This is a genomic window from Streptomyces sp. NPDC029044 (assembly GCF_040637495.1).
Classification (GTDB): domain Bacteria; phylum Actinomycetota; class Actinomycetes; order Streptomycetales; family Streptomycetaceae; genus Streptomyces.
In genome coordinates this window covers 1-18,510 of sequence record NZ_JBEZWN010000015.1, presented here as the reverse complement: position 1 = coordinate 18,510, position 18,510 = coordinate 1, and the positions used below count along the sequence as shown (strand labels likewise).

Below are 18,510 nucleotides of genomic sequence, written 5' to 3'. Positions count from 1 at the left end.
CCTTACCGAAGCTTTCGCAAGGAGTTGCACATGAGTAAGCCGCTTTCACGCCGAACCACCCTCCAGGCCGCCGGTGTCATCGCCGCCGCGGGCTTGGCCGGCAGCATCGCGGGCACCGCACAGGCCGCCGCGGCGCAGGAGAACGGCACCACCGGCGACAGGGTGGTCATCCACCCGCCCCTTCCGAAGGTGCCTGTCAACAACTCCTTCACCGTCAAGGTCCGGCCGGCCGGAGGTACCTGGCAGAAGCTCGGCGTCTACCTCGCCAAGCTCGCACTGATCGACCCGAGCAACGGCAGGAACCAGGCCCAGAACTCCTCGTGGGCCGCCTTCGACTTCTCCGGCACCGTCGAGGTCGAGGTCACGTACAACCCGGGCGGCGGCGAGAAGGTCCGCATCCGCCCGGACTCGTACGGCATCAAGCCCGAGGTGCTCGGCAGCACGGCGCGCTTCACCCTGGACCGGCCCCGCAACATCGTCGTCCAGATCGACGACAAGGTCTTCGACTGCCTGCACCTGTTCGCCAACCCGATCGAGCAGGACGTGCCCTCCGAGGGCGACAAGAAGGTCATGTACTTCGGGCCCGGTCTGCACACGCACCCCGACCGAACCCTGAAGGTGCCCGACGGCACCACCGTCTACCTGGCCCCGGGCGCCGTCCTCACGTCCGCCGTGATCTTCGAGGGCGTGGAGAACTGCCGGCTCATCGGCCGCGGCGTCGTCTACGACACGACCGGCGGCGCGGTCTTCGTCCGCAAGTGCGAGAACCTCACGATCGACGGCGTCACGATCCTGAACCCCCGGTACGAGAACATCAGAGTCGCCGAGTCCAGGAACCTCACCATCAAGAACCTGCGCGCCTTCAGCCACCAGGGCTGGGGTGACGGCATCCAGCTCTACTGCTCCGAGAACGTCACGGTCGACGGCTGCTTCCTGCGCACATCCGACGACTCCGTCGCCCTCTACACCCACCGCTGGGACTTCTACGGCGACACCCGCAACATCACCGTCAAGAACTGCTCCCTGTGGGCCGACGTCGCCCACCCGATCAACATCGGCGTGCACGGCAACTCCGACACCCCCGAGGTGCTGGAGAACCTGCGCTACGAGAACATCGACATCCTCGACCACCGCGAGCCGCAGGTGACCTACCAGGGCGCCATCGCCTTCATGGTCGGCGACAGCAACCTCGTCCGGGACGTCAGGTTCGACAACATCCGCGTGGAGGACTTCCGCTGGGGCCAGCTCATCCACATGCGGGTCGAGTACAACCCGAAGTACAACACGTCGGCAGGCCGCGGCATCGAGTCCGTCTACATCAAGGACCTCAGCTACAACGGCAAGAACGCCGACCTCTCGATCATCGCCGGCCTCGACGCCGAGCACGCGATCAAGGACGTCACCTTCGAGAACCTCACCGTCAACGGCAGGGTGATCCGGGACAGCGGCGGCAAGCCCGGCTGGTACCTGGCCTCGGACGGCGTGCCCATGTTCGTCAACGAGCACGTGACGAACCTCAAGTTCCTCACCACCGCCGAGGCGGCCGCGTCATGACCACGTCCGCTCCGAGCCGCCGGGGCTTCCTCGGCGGTGCGGCAGCCCTGCTGGTGGCGGCGAGCGCGAGCGGACTGCTCGCCCCCGCCGCCGCCCGGGCCGCCACGGCCGGCACCCGTTCCTTCACCCACCCCGGTCTGCTGCACAGCGCCGACGACCTGGCCCGTATGAAGGCCGCCGTCGCAGCGAAGCAGTCCCCGGTGTACGACGGCTTCCTCGCCTTCGCCGCCCACGCGCGCTCCAAGGCGACCTACACCGTCCAGAACACCGGCCAGATCACCTCCTGGGGCCGCGGCCCCACCAACTTCCAGAACCAGGCCGTCGCCGACTCGGCCGCCGCCTACCAGACCGCCCTGATGTGGTGCATCACGGGTGAGCGCGCCTACGCCGACAAGTCACGGGACATCCTCAACGCCTGGTCGGCGTCCCTCACCGCCGTCACGGGAGCGGACGGGCCACTCGGCGCCGGACTTCAGGCCTTCAAGTTCGTCAACGCGGCCGAATTGCTCCAGTACACCGGTTACGACGGCTGGGCCGAGGAGGACATCGCCCGCTGCAAGGAGTCCTTCCTGCGCGTCTGGTACCCGGCGATCTCCGGCTACATGCTCTACGCCAACGGCAACTGGGACCTCACGTCCGTCCAGTCGATCCTGGCCATCGGCGTGTTCTGCGAGGAGCCCACCCTCTTCGAGGACGCGCTGCGCTTCGCCGCCGCGGGAGCCGGCAACGGCAGGGTCGGGCACCGCATCGTGACCGATGCCGGACAGGGGCAGGAGTCAGGGCGCGACCAGGGCCACGAGCAGCTCGCAGTGGGCCTGCTGGCCGACGCGGCGCAGGTCGCCTGGAACCAGGGCGTCGACCTGTACGGCTTCGAGGGCAACCGGCTGCTGAAGAACGCCGAGTACGCCGCCCGTTACAACCTCGGCGGCGACGTGCCCTTCGTCCCCGACCTGGACCGCACCGGCAAGTACATCAAGACGACCGTCTCCGACAAGGTCCGCGGCACCCTGCCGCCGATCTACGAGATGGTGTACGCCCACTACGCCGGTGTCCGGGGCCTCGCCACCCCTTCCACCGAGGCGGCCGTCTTCCGAGGCACCGACGGCGCCCGTTTCGTCGAGGGCAGCAACGACGACCTGCCCGGCTGGGGCACCCTCACCTTCGCCGGCACCAAGGCCCCCGCCCCGGCCGAACCCACGGCCCCGGCCGGTGTCACGGCGGTGGGCGGCCACAAGTCCGTCACCGTGGCGTGGGTGCCGTCGGCGTGGGCCGATGCGTACACCGTCCTGCGGGCCACGAGCGCCGACGGACCGTACGAGAAGGTCGCGGCCGGCCTCGCCACTCCGGCGTACACCGACCGTGACGCCCGCGCGGGCAGGCCCTCCTACTACACGGTCACGGCCACCAACTCCCTGGGCACCAGCACCCGTTCGGCCTGGGCGGCGGCGGTCCCCGGGCTGCCCGGGCCCTGGGAGACACGAGACGTCGGGGACGTGAAGATCCCCGGGTCGGCCGTCTTCGACGGTGAGCGGTTCGTGCTGGAGGCGTCCGGGACCGCCGCCACCCACCGGCTGGCCTGCCTGCCCTTGCGCGGCGACGGCACGATCACCGCGCGGATCGTGTACCCGCTCAGCTCCCAGTACTCCAGGATCGGCGTCACCGTACGGGCCGGCCTGGACGAGGACGCGGCACACGCCGCCATGCTCATCCAGGGACTGCCGCTGCACACCTGGAGCGGCGTGTGGTCCGTACGGCGCAAGGCGGGAGCCGGGATCAAGGGCACCGGCAGCACACCCGTGCCGCCCTCCCAGCAACAGACGATCACCACCGCCGCCGCCTTCCCGATCTCCTCCCTCGGCGAGCTGCCCGAATCGGCGACCCCGCTCGAAGCCCCGTACGTCGAGGGCGCGGGCGACGGCTACCGGATGCGCATGCCGTACTGGGTGCGTGTGACCCGCCGGGGCGCCCGCTGCACCGGCGCCATCTCCCCGGACGGCATCCGCTGGACCGAAGTGGGCTCCAGCGACATCGCGCTGGGAAGCACCGCCTACGTCGGCCTCACCCTCACCTCCTGCCTCGGCGTGGACGAGGACTACGCCGAGACCGGCACGGGCGCCTTCGACAACGTCAGCGTGTTCTCCCGGACCGCCGGCGAGGTCTGGTCCGTGCCCCGCCCGGCCACCGCCCCCGGCGACCTGCGGGCCACCGCCGGCGCCGACGCGGTCGAGCTGGCCTGGACCGACCCGGACCTCTCGGCCCGCTACAAGGTGCTGCGCGCCGCCGCGGCCGACGGCCCCTACGAGACGATCGCCACCGGCATAGGCGCGGTCGGCTTCGGCACCCGCGTCCGGTACGCCGATGCCACCGGCACTCCGGGCACGACGTATCACTACGCCGTCGCCAAGACCAACTGCGCCGGACGCGGCCCCCTGTCGCAGTCCGCCACGTCGGCGATGCCGACCCCGTCCATGCCGCACCTCACCTCCGCCACACAGGCGTTCGCCAACCGGGGCGAGCCCTTCAAGCATCTCCTGCGGGCCTCGCACGAACCGGTCCGGTTCACCGCGGACGGACTGCCCGGCGGCCTGCGCGTCGACCGGCGTACCGGCCGGATCTCCGGGACACCCACGCAGACGGGTCAGTTCGAGGTCACCACCACAGCCGGCAACGCCGCCGGAGAAGCCACCGGCACACTCACCCTCACCGTCGGCACCCCGCCGCCCGCGCCCTGGACCCACGGCGACCTGGGCGACGTCATCCTCGACGACCGCGTCTACGGCACCCTCGGCGTGGTCGCCGTCCGGACCCCCGGCAGCACCGCCCACGAGGACGGGACCTTCGTGGTGCGGGGCGCGGGGACCGACCTGAGCGTCAACAACCAAGGAATGACCGGCCAGTTCGTACGGCGGCCCGTCAGCGGCGACTGCCAGGTCACCGCCCGCCTGGTCTCCCGCGCCGGAGCCGCCGGCGACCGGGTGGGCCTGCTCATGGCCAAGTCCCTGTCGCCGTTCGACCAGGCGGCCGGGGCGATCGTCACCGGCGGCACGAGCGCCCAGCTGATGCTGCGCCCGACCGTCGCCGGAAAGTCCACGTTCACCGGCGGCGCGGCGGTCACCGCCCCCTGCCTGCTGCGACTGAAGCGCACCGGCACGCACTTCACCGCGGCCGCCTCGGCCGACGACGGCGCCACCTGGACCCCCCTCGCCGAGGGAGACCTCCCCGGCTTCGGTGACGCCCCCTACTACGTGGGCCTCGTGGTCTGCTCCCGCGACCCCCTGGCCCACAGCACCACCGAGTTCGACGAGGTGAGCATCACCCCCCTGTAGTACTCCACGGATCGGAGAACCCCACATGAGCCGCACGTCCCCCCACGCGCACCACGAGGGCGGCCGGATGAGCCGCCGCGGTCTGCTCAAGACCGCCGGCGGCCTCACCGCGGCCCTCGCCGTCGGCGCCACGGCCACCGCCACCACGGCCGGCGCCGCCCCCGCCGCCTTCGCCCACCCCGGCATGCTCCACAACGCCGGCGACATCAACCGCGCCAAGGTCAGGGTCGCCGCGGGCGACGACCCCTGGCTGTCCGGCTGGAACAGACTGACCGCCAACTCCCACTCCCGGTCCACCTGGACCAACCGGGCCACAGCGACCATCATCCGCGGCGGCACCGGAGAGAACTACCCGCAGCTCTACAACGACATCGCGGCCGCCTACCAGAACGCGCTGCGCTGGAAGGTCGCCGGCACCGAGGCCAACGCCCAGTGCGCCGCGAACATCCTCAACGCCTGGTCACGCACCCTCACCACCATCACCGGCAACGCCGACCGGTTCCTCGCCGCCGGCATCTACGGCTGGCAGTTCGCCAACGCCTGCGAACTCATGCGGGACCACCCGGCGTTCGACCTCGCCGCCGCCCAGGACATGATGGTCAGGGTCTTCCACCCGCTCAACAACCAGTTCCTCACCGGCCACAACGACGCCTGCATCACCAACTACTGGGCCAACTGGGACCTGTGCAACATGGCCTCGGTCATGGCCATCGGGATCCTCACCGACGACGCCGCCACGTACGACCAGGCCGTCACCTACTTCAAGTCCGGAGCGGGAAACGGTTCCATCCGGCACGCCGTCCCGTTCCTGTACGGCAACGTCGAGGGCTACGACCTCGGCCAGTGGCAGGAGTCCGGCCGCGACCAGGGCCACACCGTCATGGGCATGGGCCAGATGGGGGCGCTCTGCGAGATGGCCTGGAACCAGGGCGACGACCTCTACTCCTACGACGGCCGCCGCTTCATGAAGGCCGCCCAGTACGTCGCCAAGTACAACCTGAACATGGACGTGCCGTTCACCACCTACACCTGGGGCACCGGCCAGAACTGCGCCCAGCAGTCGCAGACCGTGCCCGGCGCCACGTCCCGCGGCCAGGGGCGACCCGTGTGGGCGATGCTCCACTACCACTACGGGCGGCGCCTGCTCCTCGACGACAAGTACATCGCCCAGATGTGCTTCTCCGTCGCCCCCGAGGGCGGAGGAGGTGACTACGGCACCACCAGCGGCGGATTCGACCAGCTCGGGTTCGGCACGCTGATGTACGCGAAGTAACCCGAACGGCCCTCCCACCCGCCCGTGCGCCGGAATACCGGAACAGAATGAGTTGCTCTGATCTTCACGGTGCACGAGCGCGGTGAGGAGGCTGGTGGACGGATGACGGCAGACCAGACGGACCCCGTGGTGAGGACGCCCTTCGGTGCCCTGCGGGGCCGGTACGAACGCGGAGTCGCGGTCTTCCGCGGCATCCCGTACGCGGCACCGCCCTTCGGCCCCCGCCGCTTCCGCCCGCCCGTGCCCCTGCCGCCCTGGGACGGTGTCCGCGACGCCGGCGCCTTCGGCCCCACCCCGCCGAAACCGCCGTACTCCGATGCCTTCGCCCACTACCTGTCCGACCCGGTCGTGCCGGGGGACGACTGCCTCAACCTCAACGTCTGGACCCCGCAGCCCGGCCCCGGAGCCCGCCTCCCCGTCCTGGTCTGGCTGCACGGCGGCGCCCTCACCAGAGGGTCCTCCGCCGTACCCGTCTACGACGGCCACTCCTTCGCCCGCGACGGCGTTGTCTGTGTATCCATCAACTACCGGCTGGGCGTCGAGGGCTACGGCCTGTTCCCGGACACGCCCCCGAACCCGGGCCTGCGGGACCAGATCGCCGCTCTGACCTGGGTGCACGAGGCCATCGAGGCCTTCGGCGGCGACCCCGGCCGCATCACCCTCTTCGGCCAGTCCGCCGGGGCGATCAGCATCGGCGCCCTCCTCGCCGCCCCGCAGACCCAGGGGCTGGTGCGCCGGGCCGTCCTCCAGAGCGGACCGCCCGAGGCGTCCGAGCGGGCCAAGGTGCGGCGGATGGTGCGGCGGATGGCCGCGCGGCTGAAGATCCCCGCCACCGCCGAGGCCTTCGCCGCCGTCGACCGCGACCTGCTGCTGCGCACCCAGGCCGAGGTGGGGAAGCGGAGCAGCCCGGTGGTAGGCGGCCCCGCCTTCGGCCTGGTCGTCGACGGCGACGTCGTCCCCCGCGACCCCCTGGAGGCCCTCACGGACGGCGGCGCGGCCCCCGGCGTCGAGCTGCTGCTGGGCTGGACCCGCGACGAGTACCGGCTGTGGCTGGTGCCGGGCGGCCTCCTGGAACGCGTCGACCGCCTCGGGGCCGTCGCCGTCGCGGGCGCCATGGCCCGCTGCCACTGCGGCAGCGAGGTCCCGCGCGGCTACCGCGCCCTGCACCCCGAGGCCGGCACGGCGGAGATCGTCGGCCAGCTCGTCACCGACCACCTGCTCCGCCTCCCCCTGCACCACCTCGCCGACGCCCGCACGGAACCGTCGTACGTCTACGAGTTCGCCTGGCCCTCGAACCTGCCCGGCCTCGGTTCCTGCCACGCGCTGGAGCTGGGCTTCGTCTTCGACACCGGGGAGGCCGCGGAGTCCCGGAAACTGGCGGGGGAGGGGGCGCCGCAGGAGCTGGCGGACGCCATGCACGCGGCCTGGGTGCGGTTCGCGACGAACGGCGACCCGGGCTGGGAACGCTGGGACGCGGCCCACCCGGTGCGCGTCTTCGGAGACCGCGCACCGGATGCCGAGAACGGGGTGGCCTACACGGCGTACGGTCCCCGGGACCGTGAACTCGCCCTGTGGCAGGCCGACGCCCTCCGACCCCCGGAACCCGCACCCGTGACGGTCCCGGCCGACGTCTCGCCCCACCGCGCCACCGAACTGCGGTCGGCCGTACGGCGGCTGCGCCGCTCCGGCGCCCTGCGGCGCCACTGACGGCCGCTCACCCCGACGCAGCCGTGACCGGCGGACAGGGGAGGGGGAGGGGAGAGGGCGCTCAGCGTGCCCGAGCGCTCAGCGTGCCCGGGGCGGCCCCACCGAGCCCCTCACCACCACGTGCGTGCCCAGCAGCAGGTGCTCGTCCGGGGCGCCCGGGGTGCGCTCCAGCGCCGTGCGGACGGCTAGGCGGCCGAGTTCCTCGTAGGGGACGTGCACCGTCGTCAGGGCGGGGTGCAGGTCGCGGGCATAGGGGATGTCGTCGTAGCCGGCGAGGGAGACGTCGTCCGGCACCGTCAGGCCCGCCTCGTGCAGGGCGGTGAGGGCACCGGCCGCGACCATGTCCGTGGCCGCCACCACCGCGCTGAACTCCAGGCCGTCCTTGAGCGCTTGCTGCATCAGGCGGTGCCCGGCGTCGCGTGTGAAGTCGCCGTGCAGGACGAGGGACGGGTCCGGGTCGAGGCCGCGGGCCCGGTGTGCGGCGAAGTAGCCGCGTTCGCGGCCCAGGGCCGTGGTGTGGTCCGCCCGGCCGCCGAGGTACAGCACCCGGCGGTGGCCCTGCGCGAGCACGTGGGCGACCAGGGTGTAGGCGCCGCCCTCGTTGTCGTACTCGATGACCGTCACCGGAGCACCCGGGCCCAGCGGCGGCCGGCCGCACAGGACCAGGCGGGAACCGGCGGAGGCGAGGGAGTCGGCCATGCGGTGGGTGCGTTCGCGGTACTCGGGGGTGTCGGCCGTGCCGCCGACCAGGATCACCGCGGCGGCCCGCTGGGCGCGCATCATCTCGACGAACTCCAGCTCGTGCCGGACGTCGCCCTCCGTGCTGCACACCAGGCAGAGATGGCCGAGCCGGGTCGCCTCGCGCTCCACGCCGTGGGCCATGTGGGCGAACGACGGGCCGGTGATGTCCTCCAGGACGAAAGCGAGGGTGGGCGTGCCGGCGCCGGCGATCGCCTTCGCCCGGGCGTCGGCCACGTAGTCCAGCTCGCGGACCGCCCGCATCACGCGCCCGCGGGTCGCCGCGCTCACCGGATACTCGCCGCCCAGCACGCGGGACACGGTCGACGCGGAGACCCCCGCGCGCGCCGCCACGTCCCGGATGGTGCTACGGCTCGCGTCCCCGCTCTTCCTCGTCATGCCTGCCTCGTCTCTCCCGGGGCACCGGTCCGCGCCCCACCCCCGCAGGAACCGCGGCAACGCCGTAGCAACCGGTTCCCATGACGGAGGCTAGCAGTGCGGGCAGGGGCGGAGGAGGGGGCGGGCGCGCGCTGCCGGAACGGTGTGGGCCCGCGGCCTCGTTACGCCGCCTCCAGGGCTCCCGCGATACCCGCGACGCCGTCCGGGCCGACCCGGCAGCAGCCGCCGATCAGCCGGGCCCCCGCCTGCTGCCAGCCCTTCACCTGGCCGACGGTGAAGGTGGAGCGGCCGGTCCAGGCGCGGGCCCCGGCGTCCCAGGTCTCGCCGCTGTTGGGGTAGACGACGACCGGCTTGCCGGTGACCCGCGCCGCCGTCGCGGCCGCGCCGTCCACGTCCTGCGGAGCGCAGCAGTTCACCCCGACCGCGATCACCTCGTCCGCCTCGGCGGCCAGGGCGAAGGCCTCCTCCAGCGGCTGCCCGGCCCGGGTGCGGTCACCGGCGACGGAGTACGTCAGCCAGGCCGGAACCCCGAGCCCGCGCACCGCCCGCAGCAGGGCCGCGGCCTCGTCCGCATCGGGAACCGTCTCCAGTGCGAGGACGTCCGGCCCGGCCGCGGCCAGCACCTCAAGGCGCGGCCGGTGGAAACGCTCCAGCTCGTCCACGCTCAGTCCGTAGCGCCCCCGGTACTCCGAACCGTCCGCCAGCATCGCCCCGTACGGACCGGCCGACGCCGCCACCCACAGGGGCCGCGAGACGTGTGCCCGCCGGGCCGCCTCCCGGGCCGACTCCACGCTCAGCGCCATGAGTTCGGCCGCCCGCTCACGGGCGATCCCGCGCTTGGCGAACCCCTCGAACGTGGCCTGGTAGCTGGCCGTGATCGCCACGTCCGCACCCGCCCGGAAGTAGGCGAGGTGCGCCTCGGTCACCGCCTCCGGCTGCTCGGCGAGCAGCCGCGCCGACCACAGCTCGTCGCTCAGGTCGTGCCCGGCCGATTCGAGCTGGTTGGACATGCCGCCGTCGAGGACGACCGTCCCGGCGGCGAGGGCTTCGGCGAGGGTGATGGTGCTCGTCATGCGAACGACCGTAGCCGAGATCCGCCCCCGGCCCCCAGCCGCATGTGTCCATCACATGAACAGGTCGACCAGCATATGGGATGACGGTTTACGATCAGGATCCTCCCCCTCCGCTTGTACAGGAACCCTCATGACCGTCCCCAGCCCCACCGAGGCCGCCGAACCCGCCGAGCCGCCCGCCCCCGCGGCGCCCGCTCCCCGCCGCACCTTCGGCCTCGCCGCCGCCACGGCCCTCGTCATGGGCAACATCATCGGCGGCGGCATCTTCGCGCTGCCCGCCACCGTCGCCCCCTACGGCACGGTCAGCCTGCTCGCCTTCCTCGTGCTCTCCGTCGGAGCCGTCCTGCTCGCCCTGCTCTTCGGCAGGCTGGCCCGGCGCAGCCCCGTCACCGGCGGCCTCTACGTCTACCCGCGGGACGCCTTCGGCGAGTTCGCCGGGTTCCTGTCCGCCTGGTCGTACTGGACGATGTGCTGGGTCAGCATCGCCGCCCTCGCCGTCGCGGTCGTCGGCTACGTCGAGGTCCTGATACCCCTGCACGGCAACCACGCCCTCCAGGCCCTCGTCGCCCTGGCCGCCCTCTGGCTGCCCGCCGCCGCCAACTTCGCGGGCACGCGCTGGGTCGGCACGGTCCAGGTCGTCTCCACCATCCTGAAGTTCGTCCCGCTGCTCCTGCTCGCCACGGTCGGCCTGTTCTTCGTCGACGTGGACAACTTCGGCCCGTTCAACGCCTCCGGCCAGAGCGTCTCCGGGGCGCTCGCCGCCTCCGCCGCCCTGCTGCTGTACAGCTTCCTCGGCGTCGAGTCGGCCGCGGTCAGCGCGGGCGAGGTCCGGGACCCGGAGCGCACGGTCGGCCGGGCGAGCGTCCTCGGCACCCTGGCCTCCGCCCTCGTCTACGTCCTCGGCACCATCGCCGTCTTCGGGCTGGTCCCGCACGACCGGCTCGTCGACTCGGGCGCCCCCTTCGCCGACGCGGTGAACGCCGTCACCGGCAGCTCCTGGGGCGGCACCGCCATCGCCCTGGTCGCCGTCGCCTCGATCACCGGCTGCCTCAACGGCTGGATCCTCATGGCCGCGCAGATGCCGTACGCCGCCGCCCGCGACGGACTCTTCCCCGGGCCCTTCGCCCGCCTCGGCAAGGGCGGCGTCCCCGGCTTCGGGGTGTGGGCCTGTGCGGTCCTCGGCACCCTCCTCATCGGCCTCAACTACACGGCCGGCCCGGACACCACCTTCCGCGTCCTCGTCCTGATCACGACGTTCACCGGCTGCGTGCCCTACCTGCTGTCGGCCGCCGCCCAGTTGTACTGGCTGGCCAGAGGCACCCGCGCCCGCGTCCGCCCCGCCGGACTCGCCCGCGACCTGACCGTCGCCGTCCTCTCCTTCGGCTTCTCCTTCTGGCTGATCGCCGGAGCCGGATACGCGGCCGTCTATCAGGGCGTGCTGTTCCTGTTCGCCGGCATCCCGGTGTACGTGTGGCTGCGGGGACGCAAGGACACGGCGGAGGCGTCGGCATAGCATCGGGGGATGCCCGAGGTCGCCGCAGCGCATGCCGAAGTCCGTGAGGTCCTCAGGATCCCGGCACACGAGGCGGTGTTCGAGCCGCTCCCGCACAACCCGTCCAACGGTGTCACGGCCGGGGTGTGGCGGGTCACCGGCGGCGGCCGCTCGGCCGTCCTGAAGGTGCTGACGCGCACGAAGGAGACCGGCGCCTCGTGGGCGGCGTCCAACGACCCGCGGCACTGGAACTTCTGGCGCCGCGAGGCGTACGTCTACCGGTCCGGGCTCGCCCGGGTCTGGGAGCGGCACGGCATCCGCGCGCCCCGGCTCCTGGAATGCGCCGAACGCCCGGACGGCGACGTGGCGTTGTGGCTGGAGGACGTGCCGGGCGAACCCGCGACGACCTGGTCCCTGACCCGCCACGTCGACCACGCCCATCGCCTGGGCACCGCACAGGGCGCGGTCGGCGCGGGGGAGGACGCCCCGTGGCTCTCGCAGGGCTTCCTGCGCGACTACACGTCGGACAGGACCACCGGTGAAGCCGTGCTCGAAGACGACGAGGCCTGGCGACACCCCCTGGTCCAGCGGCACTTCCCGCCCGGCCTGCGCGAGGACATGGTCCGCCTCCACCACGACCGCGAGTGGTTCCTCACGGTCATGGAGTCACTGCCCCGCGCCCTGTGCCACCTCGACCAGTGGCCGGCCAACGTCCGCTCCGGCGGCGCCGGCACCAGCGTCCTGCTCGACTGGGCGTTCACCGGCGACGGCGCCCTCGGCGAGGACCTCGGCAACTACCTCCCGGACGCCGTCTTCGACCTCTTCGTGCCCGCCGCCGAACTCCCCGGCCTGGCCAAGGAGGCGTACGACGCCTACGTGCACGGCCTGCGCGAGAGCGGCTGGCGCGGCGACGAACGCCTCGTACGCCTCGGCGTGTGCGCCTCCGCCGTGAAGTACGACTGGCTCACGGCACTGATGCTGGCGCGGACGGACGAGGAGCAGGTTGCCTACGGCGGCGAGGGCACCGTGCCGACCGGACTCCGCTACCGGGAACGGGGCCTGGCCCTGGCCTTCCTGGCCGGATGGGCGGCCGAGGCACGGCAACTGGCTCCCCGGCTCGGGTTCCCCGAGGCCCCCAGCGGCCGCTGAGCCCCGCAACGGAACGGATGGTCATGGCACGCGTCGTCGAGTTGTCGTACTACCCCGTCAAGGGCTGCGCCGGCACGTCGGTGGGTGAGGCGCTGCTGACGCCGGCCGGACTGGCGCACGACCGCAGCTTCATGGTGGTCAGCGAGGAAGGCGTGTACCGGACGCAGCGCCGGGATCCACTGCTGGCCGTCATCCGGCCCCTCATCACCCCCGACGGCGACCATCTGACGCTCACCGCACCCGAGGCCGAGTCCCTCCACCTCCGGGTGGACACCTGCGGCACCCGCCGGAAGGTGGATCTGTTCGGAACCGCCTACCAGGGCATCGACCAGGGCGACGAGGCGGCGGACTGGCTCACGGCCGTGCTCGGCGCGCCGAGCCGTCTGGTCCGGACACCCCCGGAACACGACCGGGTGACCGACGGCCTGACCCCCGGCACCTCGGGCTACGCCGACAGCAGCGCCCTGCACGTCATCTCCCGCTCCACCCTCGACCTCCTCGACACCCGGCTGGCCGCCCGCGGCGCCCACCCCCTCCCACGGGACCGTTTCCGCCCGAACGTCGTCATCGACGGCTGGGACGACCCCCACACGGAGGACCGTGCCCACCGCCTCCGCATCGGCGACACGGACCTCGGCTACGCGAAACTCGCCATCCGCTGCGCGGTCACCCTGGTCGACCAGCACACCGGCACCCGAGCGGGCCCGGAACCCCTGCGCACCCTCGCCGCCTACCGCCGGGCCGCCCGGGGCGGAGTCGCCTTCGGCACCAAGTACGCGGTACTCCGGCCCGGCCGGGTGGCGGTGGGGGACGAGGTGACGGTGACGGTGTGGGGGGAGTCGGAGCTGTGAGCACCGGGCGGGTCAACGCCGGGCGCGGCCCGCGTGCCGTCCGCCCCGGCGCCCGTTCCGCCCCCGTCGCGTCGCCACCGGTATCGCGAGGCTGATGGTCAGACCGGCGGCGAGGGCGTAGGGCCACCAGCCGAAGCCGGTGGCTTCCGAGGCGCCGGCGCTGCGCGGGTTGGCGGGGGCCGGGGCGGCCGGGGCGGCCTGGGCGGTGGCGGAGCGGCCGGGGGAGGCGACGGCCGTCAGGACGACGTCGTTGCCGTCGCCGCCCCGGTAACTGATCCGGTAGGGCGTGTCCGCCCGCTTCAGACGGGCGCCTTCCCGCATGCCGGTGAAGGTTCCCGAGGTTCTGGCCTTGCCCTTGTTGTCGAGCACGGTGATCTCGCGAGCCGCACGAGGGGCGGCCGGCACGTCGAGGTGCCCGGCCAGCCGGACCCGGCCCGTCACCGTCAGCGGCTTGTCCCGCAGGACCAGCGTGCCCTTCCGGCTCTGGGTGTAGGGGCCGTCGACGGTGAGGCCCGTCGTGACGGTGCCGTCGTTGGCGACCGTGCCGCTCACGATGCCTTTGCCGGTCAGCGTCGTCGCCACGCGCAGGCCCGGCCGGCCCGGGTCCAGCCTCGCGCCGGCCGAGGTGAGCCGGATCGACCTGCTGTGGGTGAGCGTGGCTCCGCCGCGCAGGGCGAGGGTGCCTTCGGACACCGTCGTCGGCCCGGTGTACGTCACCGCCCGGCCCGTCAGGGTCGTCGTGGCGGTGCCCGACTGGGTGAGGGAGCCGCTGCCGCCGACGCGGGACAGGGTGAGCGGCCTGGCCGTGTTGCGCACGACCAGGGAGCCGTCGTTGACGAGCCGGTAGCGGGCGCCGCCGGTGTACAGGCCGCCGTCGCCGCCCCGTTCGCCGCTGCCCAGGCGCAGGACCGCGCCCTTCTCCACCGTGGTGGAGCCGTCGTAGTACTGCACGGCCGCGAAGGTCACGTCGTTGCCGGGGGTGCCCGCGATGACGACGTCGCCGGCGCCGGGGGCGGAGAGCGTGTCGTGGAACCTGCCGCCGCCGATGGGGGCGCCCAGCGTCACCGGGCCGTTGTAGTCGAAGGTGAGCCGGGAGCGCGAGCGGGCCGCCAGCAGGTTGATGTAAACGGTCTCCGCCGTGCCCGGCATGAAGATCCGGTCGGTCGTTCCGTCGCCCCACCGGACGTCCGCACCTTTGATGTTGGTGCCTCGCTTGTTGACGTTCCTGCGGGCCGGCGTCCAGTTGAGGGCCGGGTCGCTGAGCGACGGGTTCCTGTCGCCGCCCTGGTCCGACCAGCTGTACTGGCCGGTCAGGACGACCTTTCCGCCCGGCCGCGACTGGACGTTGATGTCACTGCCGTACTCGCGCTGGTAGAAGTCCATGCCCATCGTGACGGTCCGGCCCAGCGGGGTGTCCACCGTCCAGGTGCCCTGGTTGAGGATCTTGCGGACCCGTGGGAGCGAGGTCGCGTACTCGGGCCGCCCGGCGTTGGCCTGCGTGCCGTTGTCGATCACCCCGGAGAAGGAGTGGGTGCCCGGCAGGTCCCACGTGCCCCACAGGAACCTCGGCTGCGTGATCAGGCCCGAGCCGCTGATCGTGCCCAGGTTGTAGACGCTCCTCAACGACAGCCGCAGGGTGCCGTCGACCCGGATGTTGTCCTGGTTCAGGCGGAACGCCGGGGTGTTGTAGGGGAAGCGGCCGATCAGGCCCGTCGTACCGCCGTCGCCGTACTGGAGCGTCGCGCCCCGCTCCACCGTGACCGCCGGCGGGTCGGGGCGGGTGACCGTGACGTACGGGTGATTCCCGCCCGGCGTCCGTACCTGCTGCCGCTGCCGGGACTGCGGGAGCGTGAAGTCGCTGTCCCTGGTGAGGACCAGCGTTCCGGTGCCGCGCACCGTGAGCGTGCCCTCGCCGCGGAAGACGCCGTCGTACGTCGTCGTCCCGGGCGGCACGGTGACGACCGTGTCGCCGTCGAGCGTCACGCTCCGGCCGGCCAGCACGTCGGCCGTGACGTCCCGGGGGCCCGCGGCCACCGCCGGGGGAGCGGTGAGGAGGGAGGCGACCGCCGCGAGGACGCCGGCGGCCGCTGCTGTGGTGTGGGTGAGGCTGGGCACATCACCGGAGACGGGCCATGTCCCCGCCGATAACAGAAACTTCGGCGGCCGCCGCTTCCGGAACAGGCCGGACGGGTTCGTCCCGTCAGACCCGTTGACCTCCTCGTGTCACCCCCTTACCTTTCCACCGTTCGTAATGACAGATGGTGTTCGAAATCTCAGACGCTGCATCGGACGACAACGCCGTGTGTCCCCCAGTGAGAGGCAGGCCCCACCGCATGAGCCGCGACCGCGACCACGCTCTGCCCGAACCCCCCAGCCGCAGACTGCTGCTGAAGGGCGCCGCAGCCGCCGGTGCCCTGGCCGCAGTCCCCGCCCTCCCCGGCGTCGCCGAGGCGGCGCCCCAGGGTGAAACCGCTGCCGGAACACCCGCCGGGCGCCCCAGGCCGGCCCCGTTCGTGAACCCCCTCGTCCGCAACCGCGCCGACCCGCACATCCACCGGCACAAGGACGGTTTCTACTACTTCACCGCCACCGCCCCCGAGTACGACCGCATCATCCTGCGCCGCTCCCGCACCCTGGGCGGACTCGGCACGGCGGACGAGTCCGTCATCTGGCGCGCCCACCCCACCGGCCCCATGGGCGCCCACATCTGGGCGCCCGAACTGCACCGCATCGGCGGCAAGTGGTACATCTACTTCGCCTCCGCGCCCGCCGAGGACGTCTGGGCGATCCGGATATGGGTGCTGGAGAACGCCCATCCCAACCCCTTCAAGGGCACCTGGGTGGAGCGGGGCCAGATCAAGACGGCTTGGGAAACCTTCTCCCTGGACGCCACCACCTTCACCCACCGGGGCAAGCGCTACCTCGCCTGGGCCCAGCACGAGCCCGGACTGGACAACAACACCGGCATCTTCCTCTCCGAGATGGCGAACCCGTGGACCCTGAAGGGCCCGCAGGTGAGGCTCTCCACCCCGGAGTACGACTGGGAGTGCATCGGCTTCAAGGTCAACGAGGGCCCCTACGTCCTCAAGCGCAACGGCCGCCTCTTCATGACGTACTCGGCCAGTGCCACCGACTCCAACTACTGCGTGGGCCTGCTGACCGCCGACGCCGACAGCCACCTCCTGGACCCCCTGAGCTGGACCAAGTCGCCGACGCCGGTCTTCACCAGCAACGACACGACCAAGCAGTACGGCCCCGGCCACAACTGCTTCACCGTCGCCGAGGACGGCCGCACCGACGTCCTCGTCTACCACGCCCGCCAGTACAAGGAGATCAACGGGGACCCCCTGAACGACCCCAACCGCCACACCCGCGTCCAGAAGCTCGGCTGGAAGCCCGACGGCACCCCCGACTTCGGCGTTCCCGTCGCCGACGCGGTGAAGGTGAGCGAATGACATGAGACGCGCGTACGCCACCCTCCTCGCCCTGTGCCTGGGCCTGTTCGCGGCCCTCGCCACCGCCGGGCCCGCCCAGGCCGCACCTCAGACCATCGCCAACGGCACCCAGTTCAAGGACACCTCGGGCAATCCCGTCCACGCGCACGGCGGCGGGGTCCTCAAGGTGGGCTCCTACTACTACTGGTTCGGCGAGCACCGCAACGCCGACAACACCTTCCGGTACGTCGACGCCTACCGTTCGACCGACCTGAAGAACTGGGAGTTCCGCAACCACGTCCTGACCGAGGCCAGTGACCCGGAGCTCGCCACCGCCAACATCGAGCGGCCGAAGGTCATGTACAACGCCTCCACCGGCAAGTTCGTGATGTGGATGCACAAGGAGAACGGCACCGACTACAGCGAGGCCCGCGCCGCCGTCGCCGTCTCCGACACGGTCGACGGCGACTACACCTGGAAGGGCAGCTTCCGGCCGCTCGGCCAGCACATGTCCCGTGACATCACGGTCTTCACCGACACCGACGGCGCCGGCTACATGATCTCCGCCGCCCGCGAGAACTACGACCTCCAGATCTACCGCCTCACCGCCGACTACACCGGCATCGCGAGCCTGGTCGCCAACCCCTGGCCCGGCGGCCACCGTGAGGCCCCCGCCCTGTTCAAGCGCAATGGCGTGTACTTCATGCTGACCTCCGGCGCCACGGGCTGGAACCCCAACCAGCAGCAGTACGCCACGGCCACGAACATCGCCGGGCCCTGGTCCGCGATGAAGAACATCGGCGACTCGACGACGTACGGCTCGCAGACCGCGTTCGTCCTGCCCGTGCAGGGCAGCTCGGGCACCTCGTACCTGTACATGGGCGACCGCTGGGGCAACTCGTTCGGCGGCACCGTCAACGACTCCCGGTACGTCTGGCTGCCGCTGACCTTCCCGGGCTCGACCACCATGGCCATGTCCTGGTCGCCGGAGCTCACCGTCGACACGGCGGCCGGGACCGTCACCGGTACCGGAGCCACGTACAGCACGCTGATCGCCCGGCACTCCTCCAAGTGCGCGGACGTCACGAGCCAGTCGCTCTGGGCGGGCGCCCAGCTGAAGCAGTACGACTGCAACGGCGGCGCCAACCAGAAGTACTGGTTCAAGTCCGTCGGAAGCGGCTACTACCAGCTGATGGTCCGCAACAGCAGCCTCTGCGTGCAGGAGAACGCGAGCACGGTCACGCAGGAGAACTGCGCCTCGTCCGCGACGAGTCAGCAGTGGTCGCTGACCACCACCGGCTCGTACGTGAACGTCAGGTCCCGCGCGAGCGGCGAGTGCCTCGACGTGAACGGCGGGTCCACCGCCAACGGCGCCACGCTCATCACGTACACGTGCAACGGCGGCACCAACCAGCAGTGGACGCGCGGGCAATGATGGCCGCCATCAGCGCCTTGGCTGTGTTCTTCCGGTTGTTGCCTCCGGTTCGGTGCCACTGGGCGTCGGCGAACTGCAC

Annotated in this window: 12 protein-coding genes; 9 read left to right on the top strand and 3 right to left on the bottom strand. The window is 71.9% G+C overall.

Features of this window, described 5'->3' with window-relative positions; translation table 11 throughout:
- Positions 1 to 30: 30 nt before the first annotated feature.
- The 4 genes from AB0E85_RS15405 to AB0E85_RS15390 all read left to right on the top strand — a co-directional run bounded on the left by AB0E85_RS15405 (position 31) and on the right by AB0E85_RS15390 (position 7,860).
- A complete protein-coding gene (locus AB0E85_RS15405) occupies positions 31 to 1,554 on the top strand; it encodes a glycosyl hydrolase family 28 protein (protein WP_361926587.1) in 1,524 nt (507 codons plus the stop codon).
- The gene (locus tag AB0E85_RS15400; protein ID WP_361926585.1) at positions 1,551 to 4,880 is read left to right on the top strand and encodes an alginate lyase family protein; all 3,330 of its coding nucleotides are present in this window, start codon (positions 1,551 to 1,553) and stop codon (positions 4,878 to 4,880) included. Before AB0E85_RS15405 ends, AB0E85_RS15400 begins: the two co-directional genes overlap by 4 nt.
- 25 nt (positions 4,881 to 4,905) lie before the next feature.
- Positions 4,906 to 6,153, top strand: coding sequence for an alginate lyase family protein (locus tag AB0E85_RS15395; RefSeq protein WP_361926582.1), 1,248 nt, complete (start codon positions 4,906 to 4,908; stop codon positions 6,151 to 6,153).
- 102 nt (positions 6,154 to 6,255) lie between these two features.
- Positions 6,256 to 7,860, top strand: a complete 1,605-nt coding sequence (locus AB0E85_RS15390) for a carboxylesterase family protein (RefSeq protein WP_361926580.1) — start codon at positions 6,256 to 6,258, stop codon at positions 7,858 to 7,860.
- A gap of 78 nt (positions 7,861 to 7,938) precedes the next feature.
- Here AB0E85_RS15390 and AB0E85_RS15385 read toward each other — a convergent pair whose 3' ends face one another.
- Positions 7,939 to 8,997: a LacI family DNA-binding transcriptional regulator gene (locus tag AB0E85_RS15385; RefSeq protein ID WP_361926578.1), complete on the bottom strand. Its 1,059-nt coding sequence runs from the start codon at positions 8,995 to 8,997 to the stop codon at positions 7,939 to 7,941.
- Between the two features lie 161 nt (positions 8,998 to 9,158).
- Positions 9,159 to 10,070, bottom strand: a complete 912-nt coding sequence (mmuM, locus tag AB0E85_RS15380; protein WP_361926575.1) for a homocysteine S-methyltransferase — start codon at positions 10,068 to 10,070, stop codon at positions 9,159 to 9,161.
- A gap of 130 nt (positions 10,071 to 10,200) precedes the next feature.
- Between mmuM and AB0E85_RS15375 the strand changes: the two genes are divergently transcribed.
- The 3 genes from AB0E85_RS15375 to AB0E85_RS15365 are packed head-to-tail and all read left to right on the top strand — an operon-like array spanning position 10,201 to position 13,562.
- Positions 10,201 to 11,583 (top strand): amino acid permease, encoded by a 1,383-nt coding sequence (locus AB0E85_RS15375; RefSeq protein WP_361926572.1) that lies wholly within the window; start codon positions 10,201 to 10,203, stop codon positions 11,581 to 11,583.
- Positions 11,584 to 11,592: 9 nt separating this feature from the next.
- Positions 11,593 to 12,711, top strand: coding sequence for an aminoglycoside phosphotransferase (locus AB0E85_RS15370; protein ID WP_361926570.1), 1,119 nt, complete (start codon positions 11,593 to 11,595; stop codon positions 12,709 to 12,711).
- A gap of 23 nt (positions 12,712 to 12,734) precedes the next feature.
- Entirely contained in the window at positions 12,735 to 13,562 is an 828-nt protein-coding gene (locus tag AB0E85_RS15365) for an MOSC N-terminal beta barrel domain-containing protein (RefSeq protein ID WP_361926569.1), read from the top strand.
- Positions 13,563 to 13,574: 12 nt separating this feature from the next.
- Here AB0E85_RS15365 and AB0E85_RS15360 read toward each other — a convergent pair whose 3' ends face one another.
- Positions 13,575 to 15,677, bottom strand: a complete 2,103-nt coding sequence (locus AB0E85_RS15360) for an autotransporter-associated beta strand repeat-containing protein (RefSeq protein ID WP_361926566.1) — start codon at positions 15,675 to 15,677, stop codon at positions 13,575 to 13,577.
- Between the two features lie 218 nt (positions 15,678 to 15,895).
- On the opposite strand from AB0E85_RS15360, the gene AB0E85_RS15355 reads away from it, so the two are divergent.
- Both AB0E85_RS15355 and AB0E85_RS15350 read left to right on the top strand, forming a co-directional pair.
- Positions 15,896 to 17,017, top strand: a complete 1,122-nt coding sequence (locus AB0E85_RS15355; RefSeq protein ID WP_361926563.1) for a glycoside hydrolase family 43 protein — start codon at positions 15,896 to 15,898, stop codon at positions 17,015 to 17,017.
- A 1-nt stretch (position 17,018) separates the two neighbouring features.
- Positions 17,019 to 18,431 carry an RICIN domain-containing protein gene (locus AB0E85_RS15350; protein WP_361926561.1) on the top strand — a complete coding sequence of 471 codons (1,413 nt, stop codon included), beginning with the start codon at positions 17,019 to 17,021 and terminating at the stop codon, positions 18,429 to 18,431.
- The last annotated feature ends 79 nt before the right edge of the window (positions 18,432 to 18,510 follow it).